Origin of the sequence: Streptomyces lanatus (assembly GCF_014655715.1) — a bacterium.
Taxonomy (GTDB): Bacteria; Actinomycetota; Actinomycetes; order Streptomycetales; family Streptomycetaceae; genus Streptomyces; species Streptomyces lanatus.
Genome location: NZ_BNBM01000021.1, coordinates 160384 through 182594, shown reverse-complemented (window position 1 = coordinate 182594; position 22211 = coordinate 160384). Strand labels below are relative to the sequence as shown.

Sequence of the window (22211 nt, the reverse complement as noted above, 5' to 3'; positions counted from 1 at the left end):
CTCGGCCTCGCGACCTGCCTGATCACCCACCGGCACGTCCAACGCCTTTGTTAGGACCTCTTAGCCTGCGACGGATTGCTCATCGTCGGACCGAAGTCGTTGATCAGGCGGCTGACTGGACCTTCGGCTTCGTCATAGGTGACCGCGGTGCTCCCCATCGCGGCGAATCGTCCCAGCAGCCACAGAACTAGCAAAGGCTTGTGGGGCGCACGGACCATTCCGATCCGTGCCTGGCGCAGCCCCGCAAGGGCGTTCAACAGTTCGTCCTGCGTCATCACGGAGGCCACCTTGCCACGGTGTGCAGGCCGCACAGGCGTCCGTTGAGTATGAGATCTCCGCTGCTCACCACGCATGGCACAGAATCAGTAGTTGGCGACACAGGCTGCGTAGGCTTCGATGCGTCTGCCGCGCGCCAAGCTGTGGCGCGAACCGCGGTCGTAAGGGCGACGGGCCAGCGCAAGACGCACAAGCACGGCCGAGGCGGCCGTCCTCTGTGCCAGTGGTGCATGGCACCGGCGATGGAGCTGTGGGGGCCCACCGTGCACTTCGTCAGCACCCGCACATAGCACCCGGTTCCCGTCGCCTGCAGGCACCCGCTGGGACACTCCCGCCATGCATCAGTCGAGGACACCGCGATCACACTCGGGCGGGTGAACCCGTATTCCGTGGAGAACTTCGGCGACCGCCGGGGCGTCATGGGATGCGTGAGGCCGATCAACGAAGCGCATGTAACGGAATCAGGACTGGCCGTAGTGGACATCGCGGCCGCCGATGACGAGACCGTCTTTGCGGTCCAGGAACTGCTCGCTGGGCGGTGGGCGATCGCGCCGGCGGACCGTACGACGCGAGAACCCGGCGAGCCGGGTGTGCGGCTGCGCTGCTTCCTGGACCTACGCCAGGCCTCGGGCGTGTAGGCCACGGTAGGGCGCCGAGGGCGGTGCGCGAGGCGCGGGCGGCATCCTCAGGAGCATTCAGACGGCTGTGACGGTACCGATGAGGCATCCAGGGCTCGTTGTCAGTGGCCTGCTCTACGGTGTCGACCATGGCACCGTCTGAGATCACTCGTGCAGGCATCCTGCAGGCGATTACAGAACACGACAGGCTCGGCCCGGAAGCATTCCGGGACACCTACGGCTACCGCGCCGCGGCCACCTATCTCCTTGAGCACGAGGGGAACCTGTACGACTCGAAAGCGATAGCTGGTGTCGCCCACAAGTACGACTTCGGTGTAGCGCTCAAGCCCTCTTCCCCAGGGTTCAGTGGTGGCCTCAAGCACGCAGTGGCTTGGTTGAGGAGGGAGGGCTTCACCGTCGTAGAGCCCCCCAAGACCTTCCACCGGCGGGTGGGAGATGTCCGGCCGGCCCGTCGTGCGACGGGCCCTGCCCTGCACCGCCCCGTTCTTCTCCTCTGGGCAATCGGGCAGGCCGTGGCCGGAGCACCCCGCATGCAGCCATGGTCGGCCACCCGTGATGCCGTCGCTCCGCTCATGGTGAAGTACGGCCAGGTTGAAGACGGTGTTGACGGAACCCGTTACCCGTTCTGGGCCCTCACCCGCGATGAGCTCTGGACCATTGAGCAGGGACAGGAAGTCGCTCTGACCAGTCGAGGGCGGCGCCCCACTCTGGAGTCTCTGAACGAGGTCAACCCCTCTGGTGGCCTGCGCGAGGACGATTACAACCTGCTCCGCTCGCACCCTGATACCGCGGCATCAGCGGCGGCAGGACTGATCCTCCGCTACTTCCATCCCCTTCCGACAGGCCTGTTGGAAGACTTCGGCCTCCACGAGCTACTCGCCGGCAGGTGGCCGGATGCTCTGCGGCCTCTGCTCGGGGAAACTTTCAAAGACCGCGAGGCCATTTGGAGCGTCTACGGGGGACAGAAGATGGCAGGGATCGGCTGTCTCGCCGACGGCATCCTGAGCGTCTTCTCGGACGACAAGGGCCCCTACGCCGACGGACGCATCCCCGATACAAACTGGATCGCTTACGTCGGCGATGGCCTCTCTGGCGATCAGAAGCTCACTGATGGCAACGAGCTCATGGTCGAACATCAGAGCGCTGGCCGTCCACTGCGCTACTGGCACAAGCCGTTTCAGGGACAGTGGAGCTTCGAAACCTGGGCCGTGATCGTGCAACGCCGGCTGCGTTGGGGCACCGGAGCTGACAAGCAGCCTCGCCGTGAGTTCCTCTGGATTCTGGCCCCCGTCCCCTCCCCAGAGCGTGGAACCTGGCCCCTTGAGGTTCTTGACGCACTGGAGATTGATACGGGCGAGCTGCACGACGAAACGGGCGACTACCGCCCCAGCGACGTCGATCCCGCAGCGCACGCCACCGGCGAGAGCGACGAGGACGCGTACAGGCGCTTGGCGGAGAAGGCAGAAGCGAACGCCGAGCGTCGGGGCCAGATGAAGAAGCCCACGCTGGCCGACAAGTACGTCCGCGACCCCAGCGCGAGAGCGGCAGTCATCAAGCGCTGCCAGAACAGGTGCGAAAGCCCTGATTGCGCCGGCCACCCCACCGAGCGAACCACAGCCGGCCTGCCCATCCTGCAGGTCGACCACGTCAAGGACCTGGCCAAAGGCGGACCGGACGTCCCCTGGAACATGATCGCTCTATGCCCGAATTGCCACGCCCTCAAGACCTACGGCGAGAACAGGGAGAAGCTTCGACGCCTCCTTGCCGTTACCGCGCGCCGGCTCCATGAGGCGAAGCTCAAGTGAGGCGCCTGCTTCGGTGCCTGCCCCTACAGTCCAGGGGTAGGCGGCGCCCAGCACAACGGGAACGGCTTTCAAGGCCGCTGCGGAATCAGAGGCGAAACCCTATCTGACCTGCATGGGAGCGCCGGTTCGGCTCCCTTTGCGAGACGCTGGCCCACGCATGGCCCACGGACTCGGTACTGAGGGCGAGACCTCTTCGTCCCGAAGCAACTTGAGTGGGCGTCCAACCTTGGTCATGTGTGCTTCTCGCCTGCTGTGATGGTCCACAGGGGTGCGTGCTTGTCCGTCGCTGTGTGGCTGCGTTGTCACGCAGGTAGACACTCAACGCTGCTGATCCTGGCGTGAGCGTTCCTTTAGCCCTCCATGACTCTGGTTGGGCCGTGTGAGGTGCAGCAGCTTTCGCGGTTGTCGGTGCCAAGAGCAGAGGTACTGACACAGGCTACGCATTCAAGCCAAAGAACGGTAACCGGCCAAAACTTCAGAACGGATTGATCCAACTCCTGCGCCGAAGAGGACAGATGCGAGATCATCGGGCTGCAATGGATCAGCCCACATGGGGGTGGACGTGTACAAAGCGGTCGGAATTAATGGCAGTGAGTCGGTATTCCTGGTGGAAGTAACTCCACTTGCTGTCGACAACTTTGATCAGTCAAAGATTCTCAGGGGACGCGGGACCCCAGAGCAGGCGCTGACCAACCTTCGCCAAGTGGGCGATGCCATAGTTCAGACCTGCGAAGACGTGTCAGCGGCGATTCGTGAGCGGTTCGCTGACGCTGCTCCGGACGAGTTGGAGGTGAAGTTCGGGGTATCTCTCAGTGGTGAAGGTGGCGTTCCTCTCGTGGGCAAGGTGAAAGCCGACTCTACTTTCGAAGTGAGGGCGCGCTGGAGTCGCTGATCAGCGGTGTCGCCGTGGTTCATGTACGCACTGTGAGTGAACCACATGTACCAGTTGACGCATGTGGCCTGGTCAGACGCATAAACCAGTTGGTAACCTGCCCGGCATGAGTAAGCCGGAGGATGGCAGCTGGTCGGGCCTAGATGACACGGAACGCGCACTGCTTGAGCTAATGTCGGCTGCCCTCAAGTCAGACGAACAGGCTGTGAGGGAGCTATGCAGGCGGTGGATGCGAAAGCCGCCCACAGTCTCTGGGCATGCAGTCGCCCTCCGGGCAGAGTTAAGAGCCCTGCTCACGGCTCTGCCTGAACGGTCCCCCCTCCGAGGGGGCGCGGTTCGCAGCGCCGAGTGGAGGCCGCCGGCCGGGGCCGATCTGCCCCGAGACCCAGAGACTAACCAAACGTTGCTGCGCTCGGTGGAGACGTCTTCAAGTCCAGGGCCCGTGCTCGATGATGCTTGCAGAGCGCAGGTTGACGGGATCGTTGCTGAGCGGCCACTGCGGGAGCGACTCCTAGAAGCGGGACTGCAGCCGTCTCGCAGCGTTCTGTTGAGTGGCCCCCCAGGCGTGGGTAAGTCCATGACTGCTGCGTACATCGCCGAGCAAATGAAGCAACCGCTTCTTGCAGTGGATTTGGCCTCCGTGATGTCGAGCTATCTGGGGCGAACTGGGCGAAACTTGAGGGCGGTACTTGATTACGCGTCAGAAACAGAGTGCGTTCTATTCCTAGATGAATTTGACGCTTTGGCGAAACGGCGAGACGACAACACTGATGTTGGCGAACTTAAGCGGTTGGTCAACGTACTGTTGTTGGAGCTCGACCGTTGGCCAGCTGGCAGCTTCTTGGTCGCTGCCACTAATCACCTAGATCTGGTTGATTCGGCCATTGCCAGGCGCTTCGACGTAAAAATCGAAATGCCGATGCCTGAATGTGAGCAACGGAAAAGTCTCGTAGGTCAAATTCCGGTCATGGTGGCTGCATCCGTTGACGGAGACTGTATTTCTCTGTTGGCGCTCGCGACCGAGGGTAAGTCGCATTCCGACATTGTCAAGCTCGTGAATGGATTCGCGCGCGAAGTGATCGTCGAAGACGGAAGCCTAGGAGGATTTCCCGAGCGAGTCGCTAATTATGCCATGGTCTCGCTGCGTGAGCAGGCGAAAACGGACACAGAAGTCCGATCGCAAATTATTCGTCTTGCACATCAGTCACTCGGATACTCGCAACGAAAGATCGCTAGCATCCTAGGTGTAAGTCACCCGACAGTAAGTCGAGCCTTGGCTTCGCAGGAAAAAGTGACAAAGGCGTAGTAGGCGCAATTTCCCGGGGGGATAAATGAGTCAGAAGTCGGGCGGGCGAATCCTCGTCGGAGGCGAGCAGATGTCCGAAATGGTGGATCGAGTTTCAGGAGGGGGAAACAAGTTCTATCCATTCTCGATGGAGGAAACCAGGGAGATCCTTGGTCCACAGGCCCGTTCGCTCCGGGACTCTGCAGTGAGGATTGATTCTGCATTACGAGCCGAACATGTGGTCTTCGAGGCGACTTTGTTGCCGAACTTCCTCGCTAACAGTTACTTTCCCGACCGTCTCGTTAAACTGCTAGGTCTCACTCCCCTGGGATCTCGTCCGGCTACTGCAGATTTCACACTCCGGAGCGGCACTACGCCTGACGTGGCCACCAAGTCCCTGATTGTCGCTGGCGACGATTCAAGCCTGGCTCGCTTGGCTAGTATGCTTGAGGGCGTCGATCTCAACCGCGCCGAAAAAGCTGCTGCGGAGGAGCTGCGCCAATTCTCGGAAATACGCCTACCTCGCCGCGAGGAGGTTTTACGTGATTCGCGGGCTGACACTGCTGATTCGGACCATTCTCGAGTCGTTTACGAGGCGGTTCTTCACCCTGATCCGGATAATCCTGGATCGGGTCGTCAGCCGATGACTAGCAGTCTCTTCCGAAAATTTGAAGACTATATTGCGAGCCTAGGTGGGGAAGTAGCGGCTACGCGCCGCGATGTTGTCGCCGGGTTGACCTTCGTCCCTGTATTTTTGCCTGAAGGGCAAGCGGAGCAGGCTGCCGCCTTCAACCCTCTTCGTTCTATCCGGCGTATGCCGCGGATTCGTCCTGTTCCTACATCACCGCTTCGATCGGCACCGCGAGTAGCGCGACCTGCGCCTCCGGCCGCTGACCCGACTGCGCCTGAGGTGTTGATATTTGACGCCGGAATAGATGATGGCGGCGAATACTTTGCAGGCTCTGCTAATCAGGTGCATCTTACGACCGAGAATCCTGATTACGGCTGCATTGAGCACGGTAGTGCTGTTACGGGAGCCGTTCTCTATGGCAACGTGCAGCCGGGGCAACAGCTGTCGAAGCCGCCAGTCCGGGCTACTCACTATCGGTGCATTCCCGGACCAGCTGAGGATGGGACCGAGCTCTATTGGCTTTTGGATCAGATTCAGAAGCAGGTCACGGAAGACGACGCTATGATCGTCAATCTCAGTCTGGGGCCGGAAGTTTCCGTCGACGATGGTGAACCGCATCGGTGGACGGCGGTTCTCGATAGTCTGGCCTACGAAAGGGATATTCTCTTCGTTACTGCCGTCGGAAACAACGGCGAGACCAGCGAAAACCGAATAATGGTTCCGGCTGATATGGTCAATGGGCTCAGCGTCGGAGCTTGTGATCGTCCGTACCCTGAGGCGTTATGGACCCGGGCTGCATACAGTGCTGTCGGTCCTGGGCGGCCTGGGGCCCTGATACAGCCGGCGGTCATGGCGTTCGGGGGCGACGATCAAATGCCGTTTGCTCGTTTGAGGGCTGACGGTAGAATCTCGTATGACTGCGGAACAAGTTACGCGGCACCCCTCGTTGCACACGAGCTGGCTGTGTTATCTGGCGAGCTTGGGGACCGGGCTAGTGCTTCGGCGCTCAAGGCGTTCGCGGTCCACTTCGCAGAGTCGCACGCTGACTCGAACCTAAGTACCGGACATGGAAGGCTCATTAGCGACCATGCTTCGGCTCTCTGGTGTGACAGCAACGAGGTCACCGTCATCTATCAGGCGTCCGTCGAGCGTGATCAGATATTGGGATTTCAGCTTCCCGTGCCTGAGGGCCTCGATCGGGGAAGGGTGAAGGTCAGGTGGACTCTCGCCTATGCATCCCCCACGGACCCAACTGAGGCGGTCGAGTACACGGAATCGGGCCTCGAATTTACACTCAGGCCGCATGCCGCGATGTACTCCTTCCGTGATCCGGATAATTCTTCACGTCCTGTGAAGGTCAATATTCATGACGAACCGGAAAGAGCTGCCGAACTGGAGGAGGAAGGTTGGATTCGCAGCAAGAATCCAGTGTCGCGCTCCCAGAAAATCGGGCCCAAAGCTTCCGAAGCTAGCAGGCGCCGTGGGGGAAAATGGGAAACGGTTATGCAGGGGCAGGATCGCCTCCAAGCTGGGAGCCTCTGGCTTCCACGGCTGGACGTCGAATACCTGACGCGGACTGGTGGTGTCCTTACCCGTGGCGCAGCGCCGGTGGACTTCACCCTCCTGGTGACAGTAACGTCCCTTTCTGGAATTCCGGTTTACCAGCTGGCGCAGTCAGAGTTCCCAGTTCTATCAGCGCTTCCTGTACCGGTTACGACTCAGGTGCGAACGCAGACCTGAGCCGACCGCCCCAGCCACAGAGGGTCTCTCCCACTCCATGCCCACAGCCGCCGAGCGCGCCGCCGAGCGCGGCCAGCCGGGGCGAAGACAGGAGGCAGGCCGCGCCGCAGAGGCGGCGCGCGCCCGCGGCTGTGCGCGGGCCTTGATGAGGCAGAGAAAGTGAAGACCGGAGCTCAGGTTGGGCAGATTCCTGCCCTGACATCACGTCCCGGGGCGGGGAACAACATCCGTCGGCATGAGTCGGCTAGTGAAGCCTTCGACGCACAGCCGCTCAAAGGCGGCTACGACGGTGTCTGGTACGTCCTGCTCGATGGCCAGACCCAACCTCGGGAAGACGAGCACTCGTTGCAGGGCGCCCACGATCATGTCGATCACCATGCGAGCGTCCCCGATGGAGTCGGCATACTCCTCCAAGCCCATCGGCGTGGACGCGCACACCACTTCGACCTCGGGCCAGAGCTTCCGCATCATGGCGTACGAGCGCCGCTCTTCGTACGGCTTGGTCACGAGCAGGACGGACGAGACCTTGACGTCGGCCTCTGCCAGCACCGCCTTCGAGAACTCGATGTTCTCGCCGGTGTTCGTGGCACGCGGCTCCAGAAGCACGGCGGAATCAGGCACCCCTAGCTGCAACGCCCGCTCTCGGTAGTGGACAGCCTCACCGCGCGGCATGCGCGCCTTGGTCGTGGGGCTGGTGGCCCCCGTGAAGACGATGACCGGAGCCATGCCCTGGTGGTACAGCTCCGCTGTCACGTCGGCCACACCGAGGTCATGGCTGCCCAGCCCCACCGCCACCGAACACGGCCGTGGGTCGTGGTGCATGAAGTGGTAGTCCCACAGGAGTCGAGCATCTGCCCATGCCTGTGCCGAGATCATTCCTGTCCCTTCCTGTCCTGTGCCGAGTCGGGAACCTTGAAGTCGTACTCCCACGCGAAGCGGGAAGCCGCGTGGACGCCCACGGCGAACTCAACCACCGTGCCATCTGCGGTGTACGTGGTCCGGTGCAGTTCGACTACAGGCTCACCGGCGGGGAGCTGCAGGAGCTGCACTTCGTCCGCTGTCGGGATGCGGGCGAACAGGGCCTCTCTCATGTGGTCGATCTCGTATCCGGCGTCGTAGAGGACCCGGTATCCGCCGCCACGGCCGGCGGGGCCCGGGGTGGGGTCGACGATGCGTGTCCCCTCGACGTGCTCCGGCCTGTAGTAGCTGGTCAGGGTGTGAGTCGGCTGCACCCCTTCCTTCACGAGTCGGGCGCGTGCGTACACCTCGGAGCCGACTGGGACACCCAGCCCCTCCGCTACGAGGCTGTCTGCCTCGACACGGCTCACGGTCTGCGTCTGCTCGTGGCGCTTGTACGCGCGTCCCGATGCGACGCGGTCAGCGATGAACGCGACTTCGTCACCGTCGCGCCACTTCGCCTTGTCGTACCGGGCGATACCCAGCCGCTTGAGCGCAGCACGCGGACGCACAACGGTGCCGTGTCCGCGCGTCGACGTCACGAGGCCTTCAGCCTCCAGGGCCTTGTAGGCCTTGTGGACGGTCTCCTTTGAGCCTTCCCCTGCCTCGACTAGCTCTCTGATCTGGGGCAACTGGGCGCCCGGCGGGTACTGACTGCCCTTGATCTGCTCCGCGAACCTGTCCGCCAGCTCGCGCCACTTCGGTGCCACGCAGAACTCCTCTCGACCTGAACCAGTGAAGCACAGTCCTAGGACTGTTGACAGTCCTAGGACTACGTGCCATCTTCATCTCAGGTCGCTCGCAGTCCTAGGACAGCGAGACGGAAGGGGCCTTCTTTGGGCTGCTTCCAGACCGGTCAGTTCGGGACAGCTCGGCAGGAAGGCGGCTTCGGCCGCGCGCCGCGAGCCCCGTGCTGGTCGTTCCTTGACATCGCGAATACGTGGGCTTCTGAGCCGTCTCCCCTGAAGTGACGGCCGCTCGGTTGCAAGGCCGCGCACCTGCTCGTCCCCATCCCTCCGCAGCTCAACTGCTGCGGCCGGTTGCCTCCGCTGCTCGTCTCGCACGAGCAGCGCTGAGGGGAGCCGGATGTTCCGACTTCAACGGCGCGGCTCCCGGGGTGCCACCCGGGAGCCGCTGTTCGGGCCGTTCCCCTGCGAAAGGAACCACGACCCAATGAGCGACATCGTCACTGTTCAGACCGCTGTTACCGCGTTCGCCGACTGGAATGAGCCGACGGACGCGGAGCTGGACGCCATCGAGCATGAGATGCCGGTCATCCTCGCCGACATCGAGCTGCTGGACGCGCACATCGTCACCCTCGACCGCACGCCGACCGAGATTGACGAGCGCCGCATCCGCCGGGCGCGCCGCAAGGCGCTGGCCGCGCGGGTGGGGCTGACCAACCTGTCGGCTCCGGCCTCGGGGGTCGGGGCGTGAGTGAGCCTCTGGCCCCGGCGCAGATCCAGTCCGCCGAGAAGACGCTCGCCGCGGGCACGTGGGCCATCACCGCTGGCGCGGTGTTGTTCTCGGTCTTGACGGTCACGCCGCTGGTGGAGCGGGTCACGCCGGATGACTGGGAGTGGACGGCGCCGATCCTGCCGCTCGTGGTCGATGCGGCCGTGGTGATCGTGGTCCGCCTGGATGCGACCGTGGCCCGTCTCGGAGGCAGCTCCGGGCGGTGGCCGGCGGTGCTGCGGTGGATGACCGGGCTGATGACGTTGCTCCTCAACATCGGTGACAGTGCCCTCAAGGGCGATCTGGTCGGCGTGGCCGTCCACTCCGTGGCGCCGCTGCTGTTGATCGTCACCGCCGAAGCCGGGCTGGCCTACCGGCGGGCGATCGGCCGGGCGGTGGAGCGCATCGAGCGTTCACGGGCCGCCGAACAGACGGAGCGTGAACGGCGCGAGCGCGAGAGCCGTGAACACGAGCGGCTGGAGCGTGAACGCGCTGAACAGTCCGCCCGCGAACACGCCGAACGGCTGGAGCGCGCGCGGGCCGAACGCGAGGCTGCCGAGCGGTCCGCTGAGCGCGAGCACACAGCGCGGCTGGAGCGTGAACGCCTTGACCGTGAGGCGGAGATGCGGCGTGAGCAGCGCGAATACGAAGAGCGTGTGCGTCGTGAGGACCAGCAGCGCGCGGACGCTCTGAGGCGTGAACAGCAGGAGCAGGCGGAGCGTTCACGGCGTGAGCGCCAGGCTCTCGAACCCGTCTCGGCAGCGTCCGGGGCGAGTGGCGAGCAGGTGGCCGTGAACACGGTGGCCGGGACGGTGAACGGTGCCGTGAACGGTGCCACGCCGTTCACGAAGATGCCGGAGCACGAAGCCCGCTCTTACGTGCGGTCCTTCCGTGAGGGGCAGCGTTCGGTGCGGCAGCTTGCCGAGGACACGGGCTGGTCCGTCGGCTGGGTGTCCGCCCGGCTGCAGGAGGTCCGCGAGCAGCAGGCCGCCGACGCCGGCGAGCCGGTTGAGGCGGTGGTCTGATGCCGAGCGCCTACGCCAAGTGCTTCGACCCGAACGGCGCCCGCTACGGCATCCCCACCTACCCGTGGCGCATGGCCCCGGACGGCTACGCCACCCGCCGCCAGCTCCGCGCCCGCGGCTTACGGCCGGGCGGGCAGCCGGTCGCCGCTCAGCTCATGCGGATCAATCGGCGCTGCAACACGCCCCGCGTCGCCTACCTCTACCGCGAGGACCTGGCCAAGCCGGTCCGTCCGATGACGTCGCGCAAGTGGGGTGCGCTCGCGCTGGCGATGCTCGCCCGCCGCACCTGCCCGCGCTGCCGCATGGACGTCGGCTACTGCATCCCCCGCTCGTACGGCATCTGCGGTCTGTGCGTGGCCGCCGAAGAACAGCGCAGCGCCTGACCCTTCAACTTCCAGGAGACACACCACATGCGTGCCACGACTGTCTGGCCCGAGGGCGTCATCGTCCGCTACCTCACCCGCGCCGCCGAGCTGCTGCACGACCCGGAGCTGACGGTGGACGTCGCCAAGGGCACCGAGAAGTCCATCGCCACCTGCCAGGGCTGCGGTATCCGCTTCAGCAAGTGGTCGTACGAGACGGGCGCGGTCAAGCAGTGGGCGCAGCAGCACGCCGAGAAGTGCCGTGCGCTGCCCCGCCCGACCGCGTGAACACACCCACCGCCTCCGCCGCTTTCCCTCTCTCACCCGGGAGTCCCGCTGTGTCCAGCCGTACCCGTACCCGCGCCGTGAAGAGCGGCGCAAGCGTTCACACCGTGCGCATCCCCCGCCAGCGTGGCCGTCGCGGTGGTGACCCGTTCGTGGTCGTGGTGCCCGAACGCCCCTCCCTGACCCGCCAGGCGCTCACCGGTCTCGCACTGATGCTGTGGGACCACCGCCGCGCGCTCGCCCCGACCGGCTTCGCCCTGGTGGCGCTGGCGGTGGCTGGCCTGCTGCACGCGATGGCGTGGTGGTCCGGGCTGGTGCTCGCCCCGCTCGCGGCCGGTCCGCTGGTGTGGCTGGCGGTCATGCAGCGCCGCCGTCCCGGCACCGGATCCGTCCTGGCCTGGCGTATCGGCTTGGCCGCCCTCGCCTCAATCGGGCTGGCCTGGCTGGCGCTGGCCGCCGGGTTCGGGCCGCTGACCGGTCCTCTTGAGCTGGTCTGGCTGCTCGGTCTGATCGCTGCTCAGGCCGCCTGGTTCATCGTCCGCCGCACCCACTGACCTCAAGGAGATCGCCAGATGGCAGACAACGGATCCGCCAACCGGGCCGCCAACCGGCGCTACCGGCAGGCTCAGCAGGCGGGCAGGCCGCGCGTCGACGCAACCACAGGAACCAGCGACAAGCCGAACAAGTTCGCCAACGCGGGCGCCGCGGCTGGCGGGTTCGTTGGCGCGCTGGGCGGCTCGATCGTCCCGCCGATCAACGTCACCGTGAACAACAACAAGAACGTCGCCCGCGGGGGCGGGGGCGGCTCGCACGTTCAGTCCCTGCTGCCGTCCCCGGAGTTCACCTCCCCGGCGCAGGTGCGGAACTACTGCAACACCCTGCGCGCGGCCGGTGTGACGCTGTCGATCGAGGTGGCCATGGCTGCCGAGATCCTCAAGGGCGTGCTGGCGGCCGTGCCGGACCCCGACGGCCGCGCGTTCGGCTCCCGCATCCGCGCCGCGAAGGTGGCCCGCAAGATGCAGGGCGCCGCCAACGACCTGCGGGACGCGGCGAAGAAGGCCGCTGCCTGCTACTCGACCTTCCAGCAGGAGTTCGAGGAAGAGATCAACCGCGTCCGTCACCGTGCCCGCAAGCCGCAGCAGCCGGTCATCGACTGGGCCCAGCAGTAGTAAGGAGGTACGACCATGGGGCACAAGTGGACCGACCAGGACGGCCGGACCTACCCCCTTCGGGTCGACGCAGTGCACGAGGCGCAATCCAGCGGAGGCACGGTGCGGGCGTACCTGCTGAACCGGGCCAAGCCACACCTGCCGCCGTGGCTCGGCGTCGGCGGGCTCGGCCTGGCCGGCGGGGGAGCCAGCCTCATGTGGGCGGGCTCGGCGGGGGCGGCCGTGGGGCTCACCCTGTCGTCCGTCGCCCTGACGGCCGCGACCTGGTGGGCGGGCCGGTCCACGAGCACACAGCGGCGCCTGCACTCCGCCATCACCGTGGCGGCCGGTACCGCCTGGTTCACCGCCGCATCACTCGCCGGACCGCTCGCCGGGCCGCTGCCCGACCTGTACCTGATGGGCGGCGCCACCATCGCCCTGTCGTGGAACGTCCGCATGATGCTCCGAACCTCGGACGCGTCCGGCGAGAACAGCGACAAGGGCCTGCTGGCCAAGGTCGGGCTGGCGCGGGCGCAGATCGGCGCGGCGAAGGTGGAGCCGAACCGGGTCACCGCGCCCATCGCGCTGGAGGCGGGGGAACAGACCAACGAGGACGTCACCAAGGCTCTGGCGCGGATCGCGTCCGCGCTGGACCTGCCGACGTCCGCCGTGCGCTACACCCCGGACGCGGGCTCCGCGCGGCGCGGTGAGCTGGTGATCGTGCCCGAGGACATGCTGTCCGAGGTGGTGGAGTGGGAGGGCCCCTCGAACCTGGGTGGTTCGATCGCCGACCCGCTCAACCTCGGCCGCTACGACGACGGAGCCGATCTGCTGATCTGGCTTCCGGGTGATCCGGACGCCGGCCGCAACTCCACGCACCTTCTGATCGCGGGCGGGACCGGCTCCGGCAAGGGCGACACGGCGCTGAACCTCCTGACGGAGATCCTCTCCCGCCGGGACGTCATCGTGATGTTCTCCGACCCCAAGGCGTTCCAGGACTTCGCGCCGCTGCGCCCCGGCCTGGACTGGGGTGTTGAGGGCGGCACGGACACCGAGGTCATGGTGGAGGCCGTCAGCGCCGCCATCCCCGCGCGCACGCGCTGGCTCGGCGCGCACGGCTACCGCCAGTGGACCCCGGCAGCAGCGCAGCAGCAGAACGACCCCGAGCACACGTGCCGGTCGGACGGCCGGTCGTGCGGCTGTGAGGGCATGCCATTCATGGTGGCCTGGTTCGAGGAAGCCGCCAACACCCTGCGCGCGCTGGGAGACGACGCGTTCACTGGGATCGCTCAGGAGGCTCGCTCCGCCGGGATCTCCCTGATCGTCTCGCTGCAGCGCCCCTCCTACGACCAGATGTCCACCAGCACCCGCGCCTCCCTCCCGTCCGTGATCGCGCTCGGCTGCGACCCGCGCGATGAGGGGTTCTGCCTGCCGGACGAGGTACTGGCTGCGGGCGCCCACCCGGGCGCGTGGGGCAACCGGCGCCCCGGCTACTGCTACGTCGTGTCACCCGGTATCCCCGAGGACCGCTACCCCTCCCCGGCCCGCACCCGCCGCTTCACCCAGCACGCGGTGAAGGTCATGGAAGCCCTCGCCGCGTGGGCACAGCGCAACGGCGCAGCAGCCGATCCCGTCACCGCCGGCGCGGTCTCGTCCATCGCCGGACGCGCCTACACCGGCCGGTCCGGCGCGGACGACCCGGCCGCGCCTCAGCTCACGCTCGTGAACGGGGAGGACGCCATGGACCACGACGGGCTGATGGTGGACCCGGAGGACGCACACATCGACCCCGAGGCCGAACTCCCGGAGCCCGAAGAGGGCGACGACGTCCCACTGTTCGGGCAGGAGAGCGGCCACAAGCCCTCCCCGGAAGAGGCGCGGCAGTTGTTCGCCCGCGCGCTGGAGGAGTTCGAGAGCGACGGTCAGATGATTGTCGGCCCGAAGGACTTCACCGACTGGTGCGACCGCCACCACCTCTCCCGCTCCTGGGTCTCCCTGCGGCTCAAGGACGCCGCCCTGGAGGGCCGCCTGGAGGCGACGAACACCACCGGCCGGTGGCGCATCGTCCCCGCCCTCGCAGCCGCGTAACACCCCTAACGGTGTTACGCCGCCTAACACCCAAACCCCTAGGCAGACGCGGTGTTACGCGCCCTAACACCCAACGCGTAACACCCCCCTCACACCTGCCTGACACTCAACCGCGCGGGCCCGCGTCACACCCTGGCACGGGCCCGCGCGGCACACCCGAGGGAGCCCTCATGGTCCACCCCGAGCGACCCACGGCCGTCGAAGTCCACCACCCCCAACCCGTCACCACGCACCCGCCCGCGCCGCTCGTACCCGTCCAGCCGGGCACCGTCCCGGCCGTGGCGAGCGTCGTCCTGCCGGACGGCCGCGTCATCACCGGCTACGCCATCGAGCCCGCCAAGCCCGAACCGGTCGCGGCCAAGCCGCCTGTCTCCCGCGCGGCCGTGAACGTCGCCCTCGGAGGCGTCGGGTTCCTCGCCGTGTGCGGCGGACTACTCCTGCTGACCACGTTCATCACCGCACTCACCGCGCTAATCACTCAGCTCATCACCCTCGCCGCCGTGATCTTCGGCGGATGGATCGCGGTGCAGGTGTTCAGCGCGAGCGGCCACAAGGGCGGAACCACCGTCAACATCCGCAAGGCCGTCATCAAACGAAACAAGTTCTACGGCTGACAGAGGGAGATCAACACTCGTGATCCGACTGCGCATCTAGGTCGCCCACTGGCCTCGCCGGGCCCTGGTCTTGACCGACACGCCCCGCCCCAACTGCCGTGACTGTGACGGCGAGGGCGGGTTCGAGCACGATTACGGCGACTACGACACCGGCGAGTACGCCGGTACCGACTGGGAACCCTGCGGCTGCTGGAACGAGACCCGCCGGTGGTTCCTGCTCCCCCTGCCGCGCCGACCCCGATTGCTGCGTCGCCGTGGCAGCGGCCGTGACCCGTGGGGCCCGGTCGGCTACAGCGACGAACCGCCCTTCTAGCTACGCCAAGGGCGGCCCCCGCATCTCGCCAAAGAACCGGGGCCGCCCTTGTCCACCTGCCATCTACAGACCTGTGGAGGCCTCCCAGCATGACGCAACCCACCGACATCCGGCGAGCAGCCCGCACGCTGCGCCGCGATCTGACACACGTCGTGATGTGGTCCGGCGGCATCACCTCATGGGCCACCGCCCGCCACGTCATCGCCCAGCACGGCGCGGCCAACACCATCCTGCTGTTCGCCGACACCCTGGTCGAGGACGAGGACCTGTACACGTTCAACGAGCAGGCCAGCGCTCAGCTTCGCGTGCCGATCACCCGCGTCGCCGACGGTCGTGACCCGTGGCAGGTCTTCGAAGACAAGCGGTGGCTCGGCAACACGCAGCTCGCGCACTGCGCCCTTGAGCTGAAGCTGAAGATGTGCCGTGACTGGCTCGCCGCCAACCCGGAGCTGACGTTCACCAACACGGTGCTGCACATCGGTCTGGACTGGTCCGAGCCCGACCGTATCCCCGGCAACCGGGCCAGTTGGGAGCCGTGGCGGGCGGAATACCCCCTGGCCGAGCCTCCATACCGCGACAAGGACCAGCTCCGCGCGGAAGCCCGCGCGGCCGGGCTGATCGACCCGCGCCTGTATCGGCTCGGCTTCGCGCACAACAACTGCGGCGGCATGTGCGTCAAGGGCGGTCAGGCGCAGTGGGTGCGGCTGCTGGAGGTCTTCCCGGAGCGGTACGCCCGAGCCGAGGCCGCGGAGGAGAAGATGCGCCGCCTGCTCGGCAAAAACGTGTCGATCCTGCGTGACCGGCGGGGTGGCACAACGAAGCCGCTCACGCTGGCCGCGCTCCGCCGCCGCATCGAAGAGCAGCCGGAACAGCTCGACCTGTTCGATGAAGGCGGCTGTGGCTGCTTCACCTCCAGTGAACCGCAGGAGGCCGCGGCATGAGCGGATCCCTGCACACGGCCCTCTGCCTCGCGGCCAGCGGCCTGCCCGTGCTGCCCCTGCGCCAGGGCAAAGGGCCCTTCGGGAACTGCCCGGCATGCGCACAGAATGCGTGCGGTGGCCGGCCGAACATGAAGACCCCCGGCCCCTGCACCTGCCCGGCGCCCTGCCACGGCTGGGCCGCCGCAACCACCGACCCCCACATCATCAACTCGCCGACGTGGGCACGGTCGTGGCGCAAGGCCGCAGCGGTCGCCTACCACCCCGGCGGCGCCGGCCTCACCGTCGTGGATCTCGACAACGCGGACGCCATCGCCTGGGCGAGGCGGGCCCTGCCCTCCACCCGGACCGTGGCCACCACGCGCGGAGAGCACCGGATCTACCAGGGCGCCATGGGCTCCGTGAACGCTGTCCGTGACGGCGTGGACATCAAGTCCACGATGGCCTACGCCCGCTGGGTCGGTCCCGGCATTGGCACCCTGACGGCCTTGCCGGAGACGGTGCGTGCGCTGGCCGTGAAGGAGCCCGCCGTCGTCCGTCCGGTGCCGCAGGGTCTGAGCGTGCCCGCGTTGGCCGGGGGCGGGGAATGCCGACACCGCACGCCCATCTACCTAGCTCGCGGCATCGCCATGGCAGAACAGCAGATCACGGAAGCGTCCAGCGCGGTGCACACCACCGTGTACAGGACGTTCCTCGCCGTGCTGTCCGTCCACGGCAGGTGCGGCTGCCTCACCGACGCCCATATCGCGCGGCTGTTCACCGCCGCGCAGGCCAAGGGCGAATCGCCCCGGCACTGCACCGAAGCGTGGAACAACGCCCGTACCAGGTTGGGACTGTAGTCATGTCCGAGGATGAGAAGACTCCGGCCCGCCAGATCATCACCGACTACGCGCAAGCGCACTTCCGGTATTTCCGGACCATCGACGGGACCGTGTACGCGCAGAGGAGCGGTCACCCCGTCGCCCGGCCCATCCGCTCCCAGGGCACGACGGGGAGCCACCGGCAGGAACTCATGGTCGGCCTGTTCAAGGACGGGGTCGGCGTGTTCAACGGCACGGCACTCAAGGAGGCGTTGGACTTGATCGAAGCACTCGCGCTGACCGAGAACGTACAGCCCACCCACATCCGCGTGGCGCCCGGGTTCGACGGTGCAACCTGGCTGGACCTGGGCCGTGACGACGGCAAGTCCGTCCGCATCCACTCCACCGGCTGGGCTATCCTCACCCCCGACCCGCGCGAGGTGTGCTGGCGGCGCACCCAGCTCACCGGCGAACTCCCCCTGCCCGCCAAGGACACCAACGGCAAGGGCATCGACCTCCTGCTCCGCCTGTGCAACTTCGCCAGCGCCGAGACCGAGTGCCTGGCCATCGCCTGGCTGATCGGCTGCCTGGAGCCGTCCGTGCCCGTTCCCGCGCCGTTCCTCACCGGCCCCCAAGGCGCGGGCAAGTCCACCGGCGGCCGGATGCTGGTGCGGATCATCGAGGGCATGAGCGGCGATCTGCGCCGGGCGCCGAAAGACGAGGAGAACATGATCACGGCCGTCGCCGCCGGATGGGTCACCGCCCTGGACAACCTCTCCCACCTGCCCCCGGACCTGTCCGACCTCATGTGCTGCATCGTGACCGGCGCCGAGAGCATCAAGCGCGCCCTCTTCACCGACGGCGACGTCGTCCGCTCCCGCTACCGGCGCCCCATGTTGCTGACCGGCATCGACGTCGGCGTCATCCGCCCCGATCTCGCCGAACGCCTCCTCCCGCTCCGTCTCGTACGTCCCCGGGTGCGGCGGACCGAGGCAGAGCTGTGGACGGAGTACGCGGAGATCCTGCCGGTTGTTCTCGGCTCTCTGCTGGACCTGACAGTGAAGGTGCGGGCTGCGGAGGCGGAGACCCCCACCGACCTGCGGATGGCCGACTTTGCCCACCTATGCGCGCAGCTCGACGCGGCTACCGGCTTCGGCTCGCTGGCCGCATACCGGGCCAGCCTCGATGACCTCAACGACGACGTCATCGAAGGAGACCTGCTGGCGCAGACGGTTCTGAAGCACGCTGCCGGACTCGACTGGGGTGAGGAAGTCCGTATGACGTCATCGGAGTGGCTGCACTGCCTCACCAACCTGTACAGCGGTGAGGAGTGCCGTCCCCTGCCCAAAGGCTGGCCCACCACCGGCAAGGTCCTCTCCGACCGGCTCAAGCGGCTACAGCCGACCCTCGCCGCACGCGGCGTCCTCATCGACTGGGGCCGCACCAGCTCCGCCCGCTACATCGAGATGACCCGACCCCCGCTTCCGCCACCGAATGAGCAGGAAGCGGCGTTCTGACCCTCGCCACCAGGGCGCGCCGCACCGAACCAGCAAGAGGAGCACCCCGCGCCCGACCGGTGCTCCTCTTGCTGTTCCGGCGGCTTGCCGCCGCCCCCAACCGTCGCGCCGCGAAGCGGCTCCTTCTTCACGTCCTGAGCCGCTGGGCACCACCACAGACGCAACCCCTTCTCTTTTTCCTAACAGAAGAGGCCCTGCGTCACCCGCGTCACCAGCCACCCGAAAGCGGTTCCTGACCAGCGGCTACAGCGGTGACGCAGACGACCAAACCCGCGTCACCCCGCGTCACCCGCGTCACGGATGACAGAACACCAGCCCGCCCTATGACACGCCCCGAACTGCCCGCGTCACCGCATAACGGCAGGTCAGAAGCACAAATGACGTGCGTGACGCGATGACGCAGAAATCTGCACCTTGGACAGGTCCGGCTTCTGAGGAGACCCCGAAGCGAACTCCAGAGGAGACACGAGAGTGAGTCAGAACACCACTGCCCTGCCTCAGCTTCACTCTGCCGCAGATGTGGCCCAAGCCCTCGGCTGCTCCGAGTGGTGGGTGAAGGAACAGGCTCGCAGGGGACGCATCCCCTTCACCAAGCCCGGAGGCAGCTACCGGTTCACGGCCGAGCACTTCGCAGAGATCACGCGCATTTTTGAGAGCCGTCCTACCGAAAGCAGCGGCGCTGCCGTGCCTATCTCGCGAGCGGTCTCACCAGCACCGCGTCGCCGGGCGGCCACAACGGCGGTGACCGTCACCTCGCTGAAGGCAAGGACCCCGCGCAGGGCGCGACAGGATCAACCAAAGCCCACCGCAGCATGATTCCGGTTGCCGCCCGGCCCTCCAGCCGGGCGGCAACCCATCTACAAAGGAGAGCAAGTTGGGATATGCCGAGAACCTCGGCAGCTACTGGCGAGGCCGGTACAAGCTCGCGCCCGGCAAGTACGCCACGGTCCGCGATGCTGATGGTGGCGCTGTCCGCTTCCGGACCAAGACGGCCGCAAAGAAGGCAGCGGACGCCGAAGAAGCGAAGCTGCTGGCCGGGATGAAGAAGGCGCCTCCTGAGCGGATCACGTTCGGCGCCTACGTGAACCGCTGGTACGCCGCACAGGACTTGGCAGCGTCCACCATGCAGAACTACCGGCGGCACATCGAAGAACACTTGCTCCCTGCATTCGAGGGCTTCGCCATTGCGGACATCTTGAGCACCGACATCGCCGCTTGGGAAAAGCGCGAACGCGCTGTCCCTTACGCGCCAACCAGCGTCAAGACCTGGCGGGCGACGCTCCACCTGATCCTCGCTGACGCCGTTGACGAGGGGCTGCGCGATTCCAACCCGGCGACCAGGCGCCGTGGACGAGGCAAGCGCGCGGGTCGCTCACGCAACCGTGGACCGGAAAAGGCGGTTACGACCGCACTCGGCATCCTGCTGCTCGCCGAACGGATGGCCTTGTTGTCCGGCCGCGACGACGAATTCGTTGGCGGCATCGTCAAGGGCTACTCCGGCATGCGCTGGGGCGAGATCGTTGGCCTTGAGACCGAGTTCGTCCGGCCGAAGAGTATTCGCGTTGAGTGGCAGCTCTACGAACTGGACACCGGCGAACTGCACCGTTGCCCACCCAAGGACGACTCCTATCGCGACATCGACACCCCGGACTTCCTCGCCTCGCTGCTTGCCGGCCACATCGCCCGGACGAGACCGAAGCCTTGCGAGTGCCACGGACTGACCTACGTCTTCCGCGGCCACGGAAGCGCTAACAGGTCTGGGAGTCGCCCGGGGGCGAAGCTGGTCGACGTAGCTCGCCGCTCTGGCGTCTCGACCGGCACTGTTTCCAACGTCCTCAACCGCCCGGGCGCTGTGGCGGAGTCGACTCGCCTGAAAGTGCTGGAGGCCATCACCGATCTCGGGTACGTCCGTAACGCGGGATCGGGGGAGCCGGCCGCACATTGGCGGCGCTCTGGCTTCGCCACATGGTTGTTTCGACCGGCCGCCACAGGGCGGTATCCCGGGCGCGGCGATCAGGAAGAGCATCCGGTGCCCGTAGTAGCTGAGCCGTGGCCTGGCATCCCGGCACGCGGGCGAGGCGCCTCCAAGCGGGCTGAAGTGTGCTGGGTGCCGATCGCTCCAGGACTGACCCCGCACGGGTTGCGCCACACTCACAAGACCCTGATGAGGGAAGTAGGGACCCCGCCGAAGCTCATGGACGAACGCCTGGGCCATGAGGACGGCTCCGTTCAGTCGCGCTATGACCACATCACGGCCGGCATGCGGCAGACGCTGATGATCGCTCTCACCGAGATGTGGGAAGAGGCGTTGGATGCCCGGCGGGCGATGAGTCCTGGCTCGCCCGTGGCTGCTCTGGATGCGTTGCTGAAGCCTCGTCGGTAGGGCGTTGGTCTGGAAACAATTCCAAGATCTTCTCCAGGATTTCTCCAGAGGAGCCCCGAGGAACAGCTCAGGCCCGGTGCTGATCTCTCAGCACCGGGCCTGACCTGGTGTTTCGGCTGTCGGGGTGGCGGGATTTGAACCCACGACCTCTTCGTCCCGAACGAAGCGCGCTGCCAAGCTGCGCTACACCCCGATGTCACTGCTTGTCGCGGCGACGACGTTTACTTTAGCCCACCGGTGGCTGGAGACGAAATCCGGTTTTCGCGCGGGGGCGGAGGCGGCGGCGGATGGGGTTGGGGCGGGTGTGGTCGAGGATCACCAGGGCTATGGCCAGGGCGTAGATGGCGAGGCCGATGAGGAGGGCGTTGGCGAGGACGCTCTTGTAGCCGTGCCGGGCGACGTCGAGGAAGGGGTAGAGGTAGCGGGCCGGTGTGCCGGGGACGAGTAGTTCGCCTCGGGTGAGGGTGAAGGCCAGGTAGGTGAGGGGGTAGGCGAGCCAGGTCGCCGCCTGGCGCAGGTGCAGGGTGCCGGGGGAGGTGAGGAGCAGCCAGTCCAGGAGGGCGGCGATCGGGGTCGCCGTATGCAGGATCTGGTTGGTGAGTGCGTGCCAGCCCGTGGGGGCGGTGGCCTGGCCCGTGAGGACGCCGGGGAGGGCGTACGGGCTCACCGGGTCGGCCAGGAGGATGTGGTAGGCGAGGCCTGTGGCCAGGGCGTAGAGGAGTGTCGCGCCGGTCAGGGACGACGGGAGCGGGCGGCGGGCGGTCCAGGCGCGGCGGGCCGAGGCGAGGAGGACCAGGGTCAGCAGGATGTTGCTCTGGATGGTGAAGTGGCTCAGGGTGCGCAGGGGGCTGCCGAGGGCCAGTTCGACGGCGATCGCCGCTGCTGCGGACGCGGCTACCAGCAGGCGGAACACTGCGGCCGCGCGGCGGCGGCGAGGGGGTACCACCGCCGTGGCCGGAACGTGCGAGGGCAGCAGCGCGGGGATGCCCGGTATCGCGGGGAGGTCCGGGATGTCCCTGGGTATCGGGGCGGTCATGCGCCCACGCTAAGCAGCGTGGG

The 22211-nt window shown here is 66.5% G+C and carries 22 protein-coding genes, 1 tRNA gene and 1 pseudogene; 19 read left to right on the top strand and 5 right to left on the bottom strand.

All coding sequences use genetic code 11. The features are described 5' to 3' along the window. Positions 1–56 precede the first annotated feature (56 nt). Positions 57–275: pseudogene (locus IE325_RS39490) on the bottom strand (phosphorothioated DNA-binding restriction endonuclease family protein); the annotation flags it as partial. A 375-nt stretch (positions 276–650) separates the two neighbouring features. Between IE325_RS39490 and IE325_RS39485 the strand changes: the two are divergent. From IE325_RS39485 to IE325_RS39465, 5 genes are all read left to right on the top strand, one after another. Then, positions 651–914, top strand: coding sequence for a DUF6207 family protein (locus tag IE325_RS39485; RefSeq protein ID WP_229912358.1), 264 nt, complete (start codon positions 651–653; stop codon positions 912–914). A gap of 128 nt (positions 915–1042) precedes the next feature. Further along, on the top strand, positions 1043–2719 hold the full coding sequence (locus IE325_RS39480; protein ID WP_190074999.1) for an HNH endonuclease signature motif containing protein: 1677 nt from the start codon (positions 1043–1045) through the stop codon (positions 2717–2719). A 550-nt stretch (positions 2720–3269) separates the two neighbouring features. Next, positions 3270–3611 carry a CU044_2847 family protein gene (locus IE325_RS39475; RefSeq protein WP_190074998.1) on the top strand — a complete coding sequence of 114 codons (342 nt, stop codon included), beginning with the start codon at positions 3270–3272 and terminating at the stop codon, positions 3609–3611. A 61-nt stretch (positions 3612–3672) separates the two neighbouring features. Continuing rightward, positions 3673–4917 carry an AAA family ATPase gene (locus tag IE325_RS39470; protein ID WP_308437707.1) on the top strand — a complete coding sequence of 415 codons (1245 nt, stop codon included), beginning with the start codon at positions 3673–3675 and terminating at the stop codon, positions 4915–4917. A 361-nt stretch (positions 4918–5278) separates the two neighbouring features. After that, positions 5279–7267, top strand: coding sequence for a S8 family peptidase (locus IE325_RS39465; protein ID WP_190074996.1), 1989 nt, complete (start codon positions 5279–5281; stop codon positions 7265–7267). A gap of 201 nt (positions 7268–7468) precedes the next feature. Here IE325_RS39465 and IE325_RS39460 read toward each other — a convergent pair whose 3' ends face one another. Further along, entirely contained in the window at positions 7469–8143 is a 675-nt protein-coding gene (locus IE325_RS39460) for a YdcF family protein (RefSeq protein WP_190074995.1), read from the bottom strand. Beyond that, on the bottom strand, positions 8140–8934 hold the full coding sequence (locus tag IE325_RS39455) for a GntR family transcriptional regulator (RefSeq protein ID WP_190074994.1): 795 nt from the start codon (positions 8932–8934) through the stop codon (positions 8140–8142). The genes IE325_RS39460 and IE325_RS39455 overlap by 4 nt, the downstream gene beginning before the upstream one ends. Positions 8935–9397: 463 nt before the next feature. Between IE325_RS39455 and IE325_RS39450 the strand changes: the two genes are divergently transcribed. The 14 genes from IE325_RS39450 to IE325_RS39385 all read left to right on the top strand — a co-directional run bounded on the left by IE325_RS39450 (position 9398) and on the right by IE325_RS39385 (position 21152). Further along, complete coding sequence (locus tag IE325_RS39450) at positions 9398–9661, top strand: DUF6284 family protein (RefSeq protein ID WP_190074993.1); 264 nt, start codon at positions 9398–9400, stop codon at positions 9659–9661. Next, positions 9658–10704, top strand: a complete 1047-nt coding sequence (locus IE325_RS39445) for a DUF2637 domain-containing protein (protein ID WP_229912357.1) — start codon at positions 9658–9660, stop codon at positions 10702–10704. Before IE325_RS39450 ends, IE325_RS39445 begins: the two co-directional genes overlap by 4 nt. Continuing rightward, positions 10704–11087, top strand: coding sequence for an RRQRL motif-containing zinc-binding protein (locus IE325_RS39440; RefSeq protein ID WP_190074992.1), 384 nt, complete (start codon positions 10704–10706; stop codon positions 11085–11087). The genes IE325_RS39445 and IE325_RS39440 overlap by 1 nt, the downstream gene beginning before the upstream one ends. Before the next feature lie 27 nt (positions 11088–11114). Next, complete coding sequence (locus IE325_RS39435) at positions 11115–11354, top strand: hypothetical protein (RefSeq protein WP_190074991.1); 240 nt, start codon at positions 11115–11117, stop codon at positions 11352–11354. Between the two features lie 50 nt (positions 11355–11404). Beyond that, the gene (locus IE325_RS39430; protein WP_190074990.1) at positions 11405–11905 is read left to right on the top strand and encodes a hypothetical protein; all 501 of its coding nucleotides are present in this window, start codon (positions 11405–11407) and stop codon (positions 11903–11905) included. Positions 11906–11923: 18 nt separating this feature from the next. Next, positions 11924–12520 carry a plasmid transfer protein TraA gene (gene traA / locus IE325_RS39425; RefSeq protein ID WP_190074989.1) on the top strand — a complete coding sequence of 199 codons (597 nt, stop codon included), beginning with the start codon at positions 11924–11926 and terminating at the stop codon, positions 12518–12520. Positions 12521–12535: 15 nt separating this feature from the next. Continuing rightward, entirely contained in the window at positions 12536–14587 is a 2052-nt protein-coding gene (gene traB / locus IE325_RS39420) for a plasmid transfer protein TraB (RefSeq protein WP_190074988.1), read from the top strand. 170 nt (positions 14588–14757) lie between these two features. Continuing rightward, entirely contained in the window at positions 14758–15201 is a 444-nt protein-coding gene (locus tag IE325_RS39415) for a hypothetical protein (RefSeq protein ID WP_190074987.1), read from the top strand. A gap of 70 nt (positions 15202–15271) precedes the next feature. Continuing rightward, positions 15272–15514, top strand: a complete 243-nt coding sequence (locus IE325_RS39410; RefSeq protein WP_373315311.1) for a hypothetical protein — start codon at positions 15272–15274, stop codon at positions 15512–15514. 89 nt (positions 15515–15603) lie between these two features. Further along, positions 15604–16455: a hypothetical protein gene (locus IE325_RS39405; protein ID WP_190074986.1), complete on the top strand. Its 852-nt coding sequence runs from the start codon at positions 15604–15606 to the stop codon at positions 16453–16455. Continuing rightward, a complete protein-coding gene (locus IE325_RS39400) occupies positions 16452–17291 on the top strand; it encodes a bifunctional DNA primase/polymerase (RefSeq protein WP_190074985.1) in 840 nt (279 codons plus the stop codon). The genes IE325_RS39405 and IE325_RS39400 overlap by 4 nt, the downstream gene beginning before the upstream one ends. 2 nt (positions 17292–17293) lie before the next feature. After that, positions 17294–18769, top strand: a complete 1476-nt coding sequence (locus IE325_RS39395) for an AICE element replication initiation protein (RefSeq protein ID WP_190074984.1) — start codon at positions 17294–17296, stop codon at positions 18767–18769. Between the two features lie 471 nt (positions 18770–19240). Then, complete coding sequence (locus IE325_RS39390) at positions 19241–19585, top strand: helix-turn-helix domain-containing protein (protein ID WP_190074983.1); 345 nt, start codon at positions 19241–19243, stop codon at positions 19583–19585. Positions 19586–19643: 58 nt separating this feature from the next. Next, entirely contained in the window at positions 19644–21152 is a 1509-nt protein-coding gene (locus IE325_RS39385; protein ID WP_190074982.1) for a tyrosine-type recombinase/integrase, read from the top strand. 119 nt (positions 21153–21271) lie between these two features. Here IE325_RS39385 and IE325_RS39380 read toward each other — a convergent pair. Together IE325_RS39380 and IE325_RS39375 are read right to left on the bottom strand one after the other, a co-directional pair. Next, a tRNA-Pro gene (locus tag IE325_RS39380) sits at positions 21272–21345 on the bottom strand. A gap of 33 nt (positions 21346–21378) precedes the next feature. Next, on the bottom strand, positions 21379–22188 hold the full coding sequence (locus IE325_RS39375) for a Pr6Pr family membrane protein (protein WP_190074981.1): 810 nt from the start codon (positions 22186–22188) through the stop codon (positions 21379–21381). Between the last annotated feature and the right edge of the window lie 23 nt (positions 22189–22211).

Coding starts and splice junctions, on each gene's coding strand:
- IE325_RS39480 (WP_190074999.1), top strand. CDS start 1,043: ATGGCACCGTCTGAGATCACTCGTGCAGGCATCCTGCAGGCGATTACA.
- IE325_RS39475 (WP_190074998.1), top strand. CDS start 3,270: ATGGGGGTGGACGTGTACAAAGCGGTCGGAATTAATGGCAGTGAGTCG.
- IE325_RS39470 (WP_308437707.1), top strand. CDS start 3,673: ATGTGGCCTGGTCAGACGCATAAACCAGTTGGTAACCTGCCCGGCATG.
- IE325_RS39460 (WP_190074995.1), bottom strand. CDS start 8,143: ATGATCTCGGCACAGGCATGGGCAGATGCTCGACTCCTGTGGGACTAC.
- IE325_RS39450 (WP_190074993.1), top strand. CDS start 9,398: ATGAGCGACATCGTCACTGTTCAGACCGCTGTTACCGCGTTCGCCGAC.
- IE325_RS39440 (WP_190074992.1), top strand. CDS start 10,704: ATGCCGAGCGCCTACGCCAAGTGCTTCGACCCGAACGGCGCCCGCTAC.
- IE325_RS39435 (WP_190074991.1), top strand. CDS start 11,115: ATGCGTGCCACGACTGTCTGGCCCGAGGGCGTCATCGTCCGCTACCTC.
- traA (WP_190074989.1), top strand. CDS start 11,924: ATGGCAGACAACGGATCCGCCAACCGGGCCGCCAACCGGCGCTACCGG.
- traB (WP_190074988.1), top strand. CDS start 12,536: ATGGGGCACAAGTGGACCGACCAGGACGGCCGGACCTACCCCCTTCGG.
- IE325_RS39415 (WP_190074987.1), top strand. CDS start 14,758: ATGGTCCACCCCGAGCGACCCACGGCCGTCGAAGTCCACCACCCCCAA.
- IE325_RS39405 (WP_190074986.1), top strand. CDS start 15,604: ATGACGCAACCCACCGACATCCGGCGAGCAGCCCGCACGCTGCGCCGC.
- IE325_RS39400 (WP_190074985.1), top strand. CDS start 16,452: ATGAGCGGATCCCTGCACACGGCCCTCTGCCTCGCGGCCAGCGGCCTG.
- IE325_RS39395 (WP_190074984.1), top strand. CDS start 17,294: ATGTCCGAGGATGAGAAGACTCCGGCCCGCCAGATCATCACCGACTAC.
- IE325_RS39375 (WP_190074981.1), bottom strand. CDS start 22,188: ATGACCGCCCCGATACCCAGGGACATCCCGGACCTCCCCGCGATACCG.